General features: G+C 75.5%; 1 protein-coding gene. It reads right to left on the bottom strand.

Annotation, left to right across the window (positions count from 1 at the left end):
* Positions 1-87: 87 nt before the first annotated feature.
* Positions 88-13,410: type I polyketide synthase (locus tag ACZ51D_RS20210; protein WP_465663120.1), on the bottom strand; the 13,323-nt coding region annotated here is incomplete at its 5' end.

Here is a 13,410-nt window from a genome sequence, read left to right as displayed (position 1 = left end):
ATCGGGGAGTCGCCCATTCGGTTCGTCGGGGTGCGGGCCGCGGGCTGTCCGCCGGGCCCGGCGGGGGTCGGAGTGGTGCACGGGCGCTCAGCCCCGCCCGAACTTCCGGTCGATGTAGTCGAAGATCTCGTCGTCGGTGGCGTCGTCGATGACCGCCGCACCGCCGTCGCCGTCGCCGCCGTCCGTCGCCGCCGCCTCGTTCCAGGCGGTGAGCAGGCCCTGCAGGCGGGCCTCGATCCGGCCGTGCGCCGCACCGTCGGGGGCGAGGGCGGACACCTCGTCCGCGGCCAGCGCGGCGAGGGCGCTCTCCAGCCGCTCCAGCTCCGCGAGCAGCTGCGGGGCGGGCGGTGCGGGGGCGATCTCCTCGCGCAGGTGCTCGGCGAGCAGCGCGGGCGTCGGGTAGTCGAAGACCAGCGTCGCCGAGAGCCGCAGCCCCACGGCGGCGCCGAGGCGGTTGCGCAGTTCGACGGCGGTCAGCGAGTCGAAGCCGAGCTCGCGGAACGCCTGGCCGGCGCCGATCAGTTCGGCCGAGGAGTAGCCGAGCACGGCCGAGACGTGGCTGCGCACCAGGTCGAGCAGCAGGCGCTCCTGCTCGGCCGGGTCCCGCCCGGCGAGCCGCGCGGCCAGGTCGGCGGCCGGGTCCGCGGCGGTGCCGGCGGAACGCGCCGCGGCACGGCGCGCCGGTGGCCGGACCAGGCCGTGGAAGAGCGTCGGCAGGGCACCGGGCGTGCCGGCGAGGGTGCGCAGCGCGCCGAGGTCCAGCCGGACGGGCAGCAGCACCGGCTCGTCCGGCACCGTCAGTGCGGTGTCGAGCAGGGCCAGGCCCTGTTCGGCACTCAGCGGGAGGACGCCGCCGCGGGCCGACCTGGCGAGGTCGACCTCGGTCAGCCGCCCGGCCATGCCGCGCCGTTCGGCCCACATGCCCCAGACCAGGGAGAGCGCCGGCAGTCCGGCCGCCCGCCGGTGCCTGGCCAGCGCGTCGAGGAAGACGTTGGCCGCGCCGTAGTTGGCGAGGCCGGCGCCGCCGAACGTGCCGGCGGCCGCGGAGAAGAGCACGAAGGCCGCCAGGTCCAGGTGGGCGGTGAGTTCGTGCAGGTGGACGGCGGCGTCCACCTTGGGGCGCAGCACCCGTTCGATCCGCTCGGGGGTGAGCGAGCCGATCACGCCGTCGTCGAGGACGGCGGCGGTGTGCACGACGGCGGTCAGCGGGTGCTCGGCGGGGACGGCGGCCAGGACGGCGGCGAGCGCCTCGCGGTCGGCGGTGTCGCAGGCGACCAGGTCGACCTCGGCGCCAAGGTCGGCGAGGGTGCGCAGGAGGTCGTCCGCGCCGTCGGCGGCGGGGCCTCGGCGGCTGGTGAGCAGGAGCCGGCGCACGCCGTGCTCGGTGACCAGGTGGCGGGCGAGCAGGGCGCCGAGTCCGCCGGTGGCGCCGGTGATCAGCACGGTGCCGGCGGGGTCGAGCGGGCGGGTCGGGGCGGTTTCCCCGGCCGTTCCCGGCGCGGTCCGTTCGACCCGGGCCAGCCGGGGCACCAGGACGGTGCCGGCGCGCAGCGCGTACTCGTCCTCGCCGCCGGCCAGGGCGGCGGGCAGCAGCAGCCGGGACTCGTCGTGGTCGTCGAGGTCGACCAGGACCAGTCGGCCGGTGCTCTCCGCCTGGGCCGCGCGGACCAGGCCCCAGACGGGGGCCTGCGCGAGGTTGTGGTCCGCGTCGTCGCCCGGTCCGGCGGCGACCGCGCCGCTGGTGAGCAGGACGAGGCGGGAGTCCGCGAGGGCGTCCTCGGCCAGCCAGTTCCGGACGAGCTCGAAGGTACGCGCGGTGGTGGCGTGGACGTCGCCGATCAGTCCCGCACCGGTGGCCCCGGCAGGGCAGGCGGCCAGGACGGTGGCGGGCGCCGGCCGGCCCGCGGCCACGGCAGCGAGCAGCCCGGCCAGGTCGGCGTGGGTGTCGACGTGCAGGCCGGCGCGTTCCAGTGTCGCCCCGACCTTGGAGTCGTCCGGCCCGAGGACGGCCCAGCTGCCCGGGGCGCCGTTCTCGGCGGCCGGCGGCGGCACGGTCCAGTCGACCCGGTAGAGCGCGTCGTGGTGGCCGGCCGGCGCGGCCTGCTCACGCGGGACGGGGCGCAGGGTCAGCGCCGCCACCGAGGCGACCGGTGCGCCGGTGCCGTCGGCGGCCGTGAGGGCGACGGTGTCCGGGCCGGTCGGGACCATCCGCAGCCGCAGGGTGCCGGCCCCGGCCGCGTGCAGCGCGAAGCCGCTCCAGGCGAACGGCCGCAGTTCCGTGCCGTCCCCGTCCGTCGTACCGTCCCCGTCCGCGGTCGCCGTGCCGCTCCCGTGGTGGGCGGCCGTGGTGAGCGCCTGCACGCCGGCGTCCAGCAGGGCCGGGTGCAGCGCGTACGCACCGGCCTGCGGCTGCTGGGCGTCGGGCAGCGCGGCCTCGGCGTAGACCGCTCCGCCGTGCTGCCAGACCCTCGTCAGGCCCTGGAAGGCGGGCCCGTAGGTCAGGCCGGCGTCGGCGAGCCGGTCGTAGTGGCCGTCCAGCGGCAGCTCCACCGCACCGGCCGGCGGCCAGGCCGCCGGGTCGAGCGGATCGGTCGGCACGGCCGTGCCGGGGGCCAGGGTGCCGCTCGCGTGCCGGGTCCACGGCTGCCCGGTGTCCTCGTCCTCGGGCCGCGCGTACACGGCGAGCGGGCGCCGGCCGGCCGGGTCGGGCGCGCCGACGGCGAGTTGCAGCCGGACCGCCCCGGTGGGCGGCAGTGCCAGCGGCGTCTGCAGGGTGAGTTCCTCCACGAGGGCGCAGCCGACCTGGTCGCCGGCGCGGACGGCCAGTTCGACGAAGGCGGTCGCGCCGAGCAGTGCGGTGCCCCGGACGGCGTGGTCGGCGAGCCACGGGTGGGTGCGCAGGGAGAGCCGGCCGGTGAGCAGGTGGCCGTCGGAGTCGGGGAGTTCGACGGCCGCGCCGAGCAGCGGGTGCTCGGCGGCGCCGAGTCCGGCGGCGGCCACGTCGGAGGGTGCCGCGTGCGCGGGCTCCGCCCAGTAGCGCTCCCGCTGGAAGGCGTAGGTGGGCAGCTGGACGTGCGGGCCGCGGCCGTCGCCGAGGAACGCCGTCCAGTCCACCGGGACGCCCCGGGTGTGGGCCGCGGCGAGCGAGGCGAGCACCCGGTCCGGGCCGCCGTCCTCGCGGCGCAGGGTGCCGATGGCGACCGCGTCGGCGGCGGCCTCCTCGATGTTCTCCTGGATCGCGGTGGTCAGCACCGGGTGGGCACTGACCTCGACGAAGGTGTCGACGCCGTCCGCGAGCAGGGCGGCAACCGCCTCCGCGAAGCGCACCGGCTGCCGGAGGTTGCGGTACCAGTACGCGGCGTCCAGGTCGGAGCCGTCCGTCGGCGCACAGCTGACGGTGGAGAAGAGCGGCACCGTCCCGGCCCGCGGGCGGAGGTCCGCCAGCACGGCCAGGACGTCCTCGCGGATCGCCTCGGCCTGCGCGGAGTGCGAGGCGAAGTGCGAGGAGACCAGGCGGGCCCGGACCCCCTGCTCCGCGCAGGAGGCCAGCAGTTCCGTCAGGGCGGCCGTCTCACCGCAGACCAGCACGGACGCGGGCCCGTTGACCGCACCGACGGAGAGCCGGTCCGCCCACGGGGCGAGGCGTGCGTGCACCTCGGCGACGGGCAGTGCCACGGACGCCATGCCGCCGCGGCCGGCCATCCCCTCAGCGATCGCGCGGCCGCGCAGCGCCACCGCACGGGCGGCGTCCTCCAGGGTCAGCGCACCCGACACGGTCGCGGCGGCCAGCTCGCCCTGCGAGTGGCCGAGGACGACGGCCGGTTCGACGCCCGCCGCCCGCCACACCTCGGCGAGCGACACCATCACCGCCCAGAGCGCCGGCTGCACCATGTCCATTCGGTCCGTCCAGGTGTCGCCCGCGACGCCGCGCACCACGTCCAGCAGCGACCAGTCGGCGGTGAACGGCGCCAGGGCGGCCGCGCACTCGGCCATCCGGGCCGCGAACACCGGGGAGGACGCCAGCAGCTCCACCGCCATGGCGGGCCAGGCCGAGCCCTGCCCGGGGAAGACGAACGCCACCTTCGGCGGCCGGCCCGCAGCGCCGTGGACCAGCCCGGCGGCCGGCCGGCCCTCCGCCAGCGCCGCCAGAGCGTGCACCGCCGACGCCCGGTCACCCGCGACCACCACCGCGCGGTGGTCGAAGCGGGTACGGGTCGCCGCCAGGGCACGGCCGACCTCCGCCGGCGACAGCTCCGGCTGCTGCGCCAGGAACGCGCCGAGCCTCGCCGCCTGCGCCCGCAGGGCCGGTTCGGTGCGGCCGGAGAGCACCAGCGGCACCGGAGCGCCGGCGGTGTCCGCCGCGCCCCGCACCGGTTCCGCCGCGGGCGGCTGTTCCAGGACGGTGTGCGCATTGGTGCCGCTCATACCGAACGAGGAGACCGCGGCCCGGCGCGGCTGCCCGGTCTCCGGCCACGGCCGGTGCTCCGTCAGCAGCTCGACCGCGCCGGCCGACCAGTCGACGTGCGGCGACGGCTCGTCCACGTGCAGGGTCCGCGGGAGGACGCCGTGCTCCATCGCCAGCACCATCTTGATGATGCCCGCGACGCCGGCGGCGGCCTGGGTGTGGCCGATGTTCGACTTGATCGAGCCCAGCCAGAGGGGCTCCGCCCCGGTGCGGTCCCGACCGTAGGTGGCGAGCAGTGCCTGTGCCTCGATCGGGTCGCCGAGCCGGGTGCCGGTGCCGTGCGCCTCGACGGCGTCCACCTGGCCGCCCGTCAGCCCGGCCGCGGCCAGCGCCTGGCGGATCACCCGCTGCTGCGCGGGCCCGTTCGGCGCGGTCAGACCGTTGGACGCGCCGTCCTGGTTGACCGCGGAGCCGCGGACCAGGGCCAGCACCTGGTGCCCGTTGCGCTGCGCGTCGGAGAGCCGCTCGACCAGCAGCAGGCCGACGCCCTCGCCCCAGCCGGTGCCGTCCGCGCCCGCCGCGAACGCCTTGCACCGCCCGTCCTCGGCGAGGCCGCCCTGGCGGCTGAACGAGACGAACGCACCCGGCGAGGACATCACCGTCACGCCGCCCGCCAGGGCGAGCGAGCACTCGCCGTTGCGCAGCGACTGGACGGCCCAGTGCAGGGCGACCAGCGAGGAGGAGCAGGCGGTGTCGACGGTGACCGCCGGGCCCTCCAGGCCGAAGGTGTAGGCGAGACGGCCGGAGACCACGCTGGCCGCGTTGCCGGTGCCGAGGAACCCGCCGATCTCGTCGGAGGCCTCGATGGCCAGTTGGAGGTAGTCCTGGCCGTTGGTGCCGACGAAGACGCCGGTACGGCTGCCGCGCAGGGTCTCCGGGTCGATGCCCGCCCGCTCGAACGCCTCCCAGGCGGTCTCCAGCAGCAGCCGCTGCTGCGGGTCCATGGCGAGTGCCTCGCGCGGCGAGATCCCGAAGAAGGTCGGATCGAACTCGCCCGCCCCGTAGAGGAATCCGCCCTCCCGGGTGGCCGAGGAGTGCGCTTCGTCGCCGCTCTGGAGGGCCTCCAGGTCCCAACCACGGTCGGTGGGGAAGCCGGCGATCGCGTCGCCGCCGGTGGACAGCAGCCGCCACAGCGCCTCGGGGGTGTCGACGCCGCCCGGGAAGCGGCAGCTCATCGCGACGATGGCGATCGGGTCGTCCACGGTGGGAACGGCGGTGGCGACCGGTTCCGCAGCGGCCGTGCCGAGGAGTTCGTCGCGGAGGTGGTCGGCCAGGCCGCGGACCGACGGGTAGTCGAACACGAGCGTCGCGGGCAGCGGGAGGCCGGTCGCGGCACCCAGCAGGTTGCGGAACTCCACGGCGGTCAGCGAGTCGAAGCCCAGCTCGCGGAAGGCCTTGCCGACCTCCACGCCCGCCGGGTCCGCATGGCCGAGGACGGCGGCCGCGTGTCCGCGCACCAGGTCGAGCAGCACGGCGTCGCGCTCGTCCACCGGCAGCCCGGCGAGCCGCTCGGCGAGCCCGGTGCCGGGACCGGCCGCGGCGTGCGCCGTGCGGTCCAGGACCTCCCTGGCCTCGGGCAGCGCGTCGAGGAGGCGGCTGGGCCGGGCAGCGGTGAACCCGGGGGCGAACAGCTCCCAGTCGACGTCGGCCGCGACCACCGCCGGAGCGTCCCCGTTCGGGGCGAGCTCCCGCCGGAGGAAGGACAGGCCGAGCTCCGGCGCCATGGCCGGCATTCCGCCGCGGCGCAGGCGTTCGGCCAGCCGGTCGTCGGTGGCCATGCCCGCCTCCGCCCACGGACCCCAGGCGATCGACGTCGCCGGAAGGCCGTCCGCCCGCCGCTGCTCCGCCAGGGCGTCCAGATACGCGTTGGCAGCCGCATAGTTACCCTGCCCCGCACTGCCGATCGTCCCCGCGATCGAGGAGAACAGCACGAACGCGGACAGATCGCGGCCGGCCGTCAGCTCGTGCAGATGACGGGCCGCATCCACCTTCGGACGGGCCACCGACGCCAACCGCTCCCCGGTCAGCGCGTCGATCACACCGTCGTCCAGCACACCGGCCGTGTGGAAGACCGCCGACAGCTCGTGCTCCGCCAGCAATCCGGCCAGCGCGTCCCGGTCCGCAACATCGCAGGCGGCAATGGTCACAGCTGTCCCGAGCGCGGTCAGCTCGTCCCGCAACTCGGCCGCACCCGGCGCCTCCAGGCCCCGACGGCTCGTCAGCACCAGACGCCCGGCCCCGTTCCGCGCCAGCCAACGAGCCACCTGCGCACCCAGCGCACCCGTCCCACCGGTCACCAGCACCGTCCCCGACGGCGACCACGGCGAGCCCTCACCCCGCGGCGCACGCACCAGACGCCGACCGAACACACCCGAGGACCGGACCGCGACCTGATCCTCACCACCATCGGCCAGCACGCCGGCCAGACGCTCCAAGGCCCGCTCATCAGGAGACTCCGGCAGGTCGATCAGACCACCCCAAAGCTCCGGATGCTCCAACGCCACCACCCGGCCCAGACCCCACACCTGCGCCGCCGCCGGATCCGCCAGCCGCTCCGAACCGCCGGTGGCCACCGCACCCCGCGTCACACACCACAACGGCGCAGCGACCCCGGCATCACCCAACGCCTGCACCACGGCCAGCACCGGGCCCGGCGCCACGGCCGGCAGCAGCACACCCGCCACCACCGCACCATCGGCCAGCACCGACCGCAACTCGCCCGCCAGCACGACACGGTCGGCCGCGCCGGCGTCGGCATCGAAGAACCGCACCTCCGCACCACGGCCGGCCAACACCCCGGCCAGCTCAGCGGCCCCGGCCGCCACCAGCCACACACCCGACAGCCCGTCCGCCGACTCCGCCACCGGCCGCCACACCACCCGGTAACGCCAGCCGTCGACCACCGACGCCTCACGATTGCGCCGCCGCCACGCCGAGAGCTTGGGCAGGAGGGCGCTCAGCTGGTCGCCGTCCTCGATCTCGAGGGCCGCCGCCAAGGTGGCGGTGTCCTCACGTTCGACGGCGTGCCAGAAGTGCGCGGCGGCCGGGTCCTCGGCGCCCACGGCGCCGGGCTGCGGCGCGGCGGACTCCAGCCAGTACCAGGCGTGCTGGAAGGCATAGGCGGGCAGGTCCACCGGGCGGGCGTCGTGGCCGGCGAAGACGGCCGGCCAGTCGACGTGCCCGCCGCGGACGTGGGTCCGGCCGAGCGCTGTCGCCAGCGACTGCGCCTCGGGGCGACCCGCGCGCAGCAGCGGGACGAACGCGCCCTCGGCCGCGGACTCCTGGCCCAGCGCCGACAGCACCCCGTCCGGACCCAGCTCCACGAACGTCCGAACACCCTGCGCCGCCAACGCCTCCACCGCATCCGCGAACCGAACAGCCTCCCGCACATGCCGCACCCAGTACTCCGGATCCGTCAACTCCACGGAGACCAGCCCACCGGTCAACGTCGACACCACCGGAATCCGCGGCAGCTCGAACACCACCTGCCCGGCCACCGCACGGAACTCCGCCAACATCCCGTCCATCAGCGGCGAATGGAACGCATGACTCACGGTGAGCCGCTTGGACTTGCGTCCCGTCAGCTGCGCCAGCACGGCCAGGACGGCGTCCTCGGCACCGGACAGCACCACGGAGGTCGGGCCGTTGACGGCGGCGATGCCAACACCGTCGACCAGCAGCGGCAGGACCTCCGCTTCGGACGCCTGCACCGCGACCATCGCGCCGCCGCGCGGCAGCGCCTGCATCAGCCGACCTCGCGCAGCCACCAGCCGCGCCGCATCCGCCAGCGACATCACCCCGGCCACATGCGCAGCGGCAAGCTCACCGATCGAATGCCCGGCCACGAAGTCCGACCGCACGCCCCACGACTCCAGCAGGCGGAACAGCGCCACCTCCACGGCGAACAACGCCGGCTGCGCCCAACCCGTCTCATCGATCAGCTCGGCGTCCGCGATCGCCTCGCGCAGCGGACGATCCAGATGGCGATCCAGCTCCGCACAGACCTCGTCGAACGCCGCGGCGAACGCAGGGTGGGCGGCAGACAACTCCTCCCCCATCCCGGCCTGCTGGCTGCCCTGACCGGTGAAGAGGAAGGCCTGCCGGCCGGCGGCGGCCACGCCCTGGACCAGCCCCGGGTCCTGCTCGCCCGCCGCCAGTGCGCGCAGCGCACGCAGGACGGCAGCACGGTCCTCGCCGACCACCGCGGCGCGCCGTTCGAGGACGGCGCGCCCGGTCGCCAGAGTGTGTGCCACGTCGGCGAGTTCGAGATCGGGCGACTCCTCCACCAGGGCCGTCAGCCGCGCGGCCTGCGCCCGCAGTGCATCCTCGCCGCGGGCCGAGAGCAGCCAGGGCAGCACCGCCGCCCGGCGCTCCGCCGGGCGGCGCTGCACGGTGCGGAGGTCACTCGGCGGCTCCTCGATGATGGTGTGGGCGTTGGTGCCGCTGATGCCGAACGAGGAGACGGCGGCCCGTCGGGGCCGTCCGGTCGCGGGCCACGGCCGCGACTCGGTGAGCAGTTCGACCGCGCCGGCCGTCCAGTCGACATTCGGCGAGGGCTCGTCCACGTGCAGGGTCGGCGGCAGCATCCCGTGCCGCATCGCCATCACCATCTTGATGATGCCCGCCGCACCGGCGGCGGCCTGGGTGTGGCCGAGGTTCGACTTCACCGAGCCCAGCCAGAGCGGGAGTTCCTCCGTGTGGGCCTGCCCGTAGGTGGCGAGCAGTGCCTGCGCCTCGATCGGGTCGCCGAGCGTCGTGCCGGTGCCGTGCGCCTCCACCGCGTCCACCTGGTCGCCCGTCAACCCAGCGGCGGCCAGGGCCTCGCGGATCACCCGCTGCTGGGACGGGCCGTTCGGCGCGGTGAGACCGTTGGAGGCGCCGTCCTGGTTGACCGCGGATCCCCGGACGACCGCGAGCACCCGGTGTCCGTTGCGACGGGCGTCGGAGAGCCGCTCGACGAGGAGCAGGCCGACGCCCTCGCCCCAGCCGGTGCCGTCGGCCGAGGCGGCGAACGACTTGCAGCGCCCGTCGGGCGAGAGGCCGCGCTGGCGGCTGAAGTCGACGAAGGTCTCGGGGGTGCCCATCACGGTGACACCGCCGGCGAGCGCCATCGTGCACTCGCCGCTGCGGAGCGCCTGGATCGCCAGGTGGAGCGCGACCAGCGAGGAGGAGCAGGCGGTGTCGACGGTGACCGCCGGGCCCTCCAGGCCGAAGGTGTAGGCGACCCGGCCGGAGGCGATGCTGCCGGAGTTGCCGGTGCCGAGGTAGCCCTCGACACCGTCGGGGAGTTCACCCAGATTGCTGGTGTAGTCGTGGTACATCACGCCGGCGAACACGCCGGTGCGGCTGCCGCGCAGCGTCGCCGGGTCGATGCCGGCCCGCTCGAACGCCTCCCAGGAGGTCTCCAGCAGCAGGCGCTGCTGCGGGTCCATCGCCAGCGCCTCGCGCGGCGAGATCCCGAAGAAGCCCGGGTCGAACAGCCCTGCGTCGTGCAGGAACCCGCCCTCCCGCGCGTACGAGGTGCCCTGGTGGTCGGGGTCGGGGTGGTAGAGGTTCTCGAGGTCCCAGCCGCGGCCGGTCGGGAAGCCGGAGACGGCGTCGCGGCCCTCCGAGACCAGCTGCCACAGGTCCTCCGGCGAGCCGATGCCGCCCGGGAAGCGGCAGGCCATGCCGACGATCGCGATCGGATCGGTGTCGGTCGCCTCGGCCGGGGCCGCGGCGGGGCCCTGCTCGACGGCGTCACCGACCAGTTCGGCGAGCAGGAACGCGGCCAGGGCACCCGGGGTCGGGTAGTCGAAGACCAGCGTCGCGGGCAGCCGCAGACCGGTCTCACCGTTGAGCTGGTTGCGCAGTTCGACGGAGGTCAGCGAGTCGAAGCCGAGTTCCTTGAACGCCCGCCCGGCGTCGACCTCGCCCGCGTCGGCGTAGCCGAGTACCGCGGCGATCCGGGTACGGACCAGGCCGAGCAGGGTCTGCTCCCGGTCCGCGGCCGGCTGGGCCGACAGGCGGGCGGCCAGCTCGGAGCCGCCCGCCGCAGCCCCGACGCGGGCGGAGCGGCGGGTCGGCACCCGGACCAGCCCTCGCAGCAGCGGCAGCACCCCGGCGGTGGACTCGCGGCGGACGGCGGCGAGGTCGAGCCGCATCGGCACCAGGGTCGCGGCATCGGTGGCGACGGCGGCGTCGAAGAGCGCCAGCCCTTCCGCTGCGGCCAGCCCCTCGACACCCGACCGGGCCATCCGGTCGGCATCAGCGCTCGCCAGGTTGCCGGCCATCCCCGCGCCGTCGGCCCACAGGCCCCAGGCGAGGGAGGTGGCGGGCAGTCCGGCGGCCCGGCGCTGGGCGGCGAGGGCGTCCAGGAAGACGTTCGCGGCCGCGTAGTTGCCCTGGCCCGGGCCGCCGAAGGTGCCGGCGGCGGAGGAGAACAGCACGAAGGCGGTCAGCGGGTGGCCGACCGTCAGCTCGTGAAGGTGGAGGGCCGCGTCGACCTTCGGACGCAGCACGGTGTCGATCCGCTCGGGAGTGAGCGAGGTGACGATGCCGTCGTCCAGGACACCGGCCGTGTGGACCACACCCGAGAGCTCGTGGTCGGCGAGCAGCGCGGCCAGCGCCTCCCGGTCGGCCACGTCGCACGCCGCCAGGGTGACGGTGGCACCAGCCTCCGTCAGCTCGTCCCGCAGCTCGACCGCACCCGGCGCGTCCGCACCACGACGCGACACCAGCAGCAGACTCCGCACCCCGTGCCCGACCACCAGGTGACGGGCCACCAGCCCGCCCAGCAGGCCCGACGCACCCGTCACCAGGACCGTGCCCGACGACCCGAACACCGACACCGCCTCCGAGGACGCAGCCGCCCGGACCAGACGCGGCACCCGCACCTCGCCACCGCGCGCGACCAGCTCCGGCTCATCGGCGGCCAACGCCCCCGCCAGCAGGCCCTCCGCAACCTCCGGACCGTCCACGTCCAGGAGGACGAACCGGTCCGGGTTCTCCGTCTGCGCCGAGCGGACCAGGCCCCACACCGGGGCGTGTACCAGGTCCTCGACCTCGGCACCGACCGCCCCACGGGTCACCAGGACCAGACGCGACGCCGAGAACCGCTCATCAGCCAGCCACTCCCGCACCGTCCCCAAAACCCCGTGCAGCGCGGCGCGGACCGCGGCGGACACCTCGCCGTCGGACGTCGCGAGAAGCGGGAGGAGCACGGTGTCGGGGACGGACCGGCCCCCGTCGACCGCCTCGCGGAGCCGCACCAGGTCGGCGAACGGCTCGGCGAACGGCTCGGCGGACAGCTCGGCGCCGAGGCCTTCCCCGCCGAGCACGACCCAGTCGCCCGTCGGCGCCGGGGAGACCGGCAGCACGGTCCACTCCACCCGGTACGGCGACTCGGCAGGACCGCCGCGAACCTGGCTCTCGGAGACCTCACGCAGCACCAGCGAGCCGACCTCGGCGACGGCCCGGCCGCTCTCGTCAGCGAGTCCCAGCGTGATCGCGTCCGCGCCGGCGCGGGACAGCCGGGCCCGCAGCACGCCGGCGCCCGAGGCGAACAGGGTGACGCCGTTCCACGAGAACGGCAGGCGCCCGCGCCCGGTGTCGTCGAGCAGGTCGCCGAGTGCGACCGCATGCAGCGCGGAGTCCAGCAGCGCCGGGTGCAGGCCGAAGGACGAGGCGGAGTCCCGGGCGTCGTCCGGCAGCGCCACCTCCACGTAGGTGTCTCCGTCATGGCGCCAGGCGGCGCGCAGGCCCTGGAACACCGGTCCGTATCCGAACCCGGCCGCGGCCAGCCGCTCGTACAGGTCGTCGACCGGAACCGGCACCGCACCGCTCGGCGGCCACTCGACCAGATCGAACGACGGGACGGCGGCCGTGCTGTCGGGTGCGAGCACACCGGTGGCGTGCCGCGTCCACGGCTCGCCCTCCGCAGCGTCCTCCGGGCGCGAGTGGACGCTGAGCGTCCGCCGGCCCGCCTCGTCCACGCCGGCCAGGGACAGGCGCAGCTGGACGCCGCCGCGCTCGGTCAGCACCAGCGGCGCCTCCAGCGTCAGCTCCTCCAGCAGCCCGCAGCCGACCTGGTCACCGGCGCGGATCGCCAGCTCGACGAACGCCGTGCCGGGCAGCAGCACGGAACCCATCACCGCGTGATCGGCCAGCCACGGGTGCGACTGCACCGACAGCCGGCCCGTGAACACCACACCGTCCGAATCCGGCAACTCCACACTCGCACCGAGCAGCGGGTGCCCCGCCGCACCGAGCCCGATCGACGCGACGTCACCGACCGACGTGCCGCCTTCCAGCCAGTAACGCCGGCGCTGGAAGGGGTAGGTGGGCAGGTCGACCCGGCGGGCGCCGGTACCGGCGAACACGGCCGGCCAGTCGACCGCGAGGCCGCGGACGTGGGCCTGGGCCAGGGCCGCCGTGAGCGTGCGGGCCTCCGGGCGGCCGGCGCGGAGCACCGGGACGAACACGGCCTCGGCCACGGACTCCTGACCCATCGCCGACAGCACACCGTCCGGACCCAACTCGACGAACGTCCGGACACCGTCCGCCTCCAGGGCGGTGACCGCGTCCGCGAAACGGACGGCCTCACGGACATGGCGCACCCAGTACTCGGCGTCGGTCAGCTCGGCGGAGACGGGAGCGCCCGTGAGAGTGGAGACAATCGGAATCCGCGGAAGTTCGTAGCTGACCTGCTCGGCAACGGCACGGAAGTCCGCGAGCATGCCGTCCATCAGCGGCGAGTGGAACGCATGACTGACCGTCAGCCGCTTGGACTTGCGACCCTCCAGCTGCGCGACCACGGCCTGGACGGCGTCCTCGGCACCGGAGATCACCACAGAGGTCGGGCCGTTGACGGCGGCGATGCCCACCTCGCCGGTGATCAGCGGCAGCACCTCCTCCTCGGTGGCCTGCACCGCGACCATCGCACCGCCGCGCGGCAGCGCCTGCAT

Source organism: Kitasatospora sp. NPDC033851, assembly GCF_055576085.1.
Note: the sequence above shows the minus strand (reverse complement) of the source record. Positions and strands in the feature narration are given on the sequence as shown.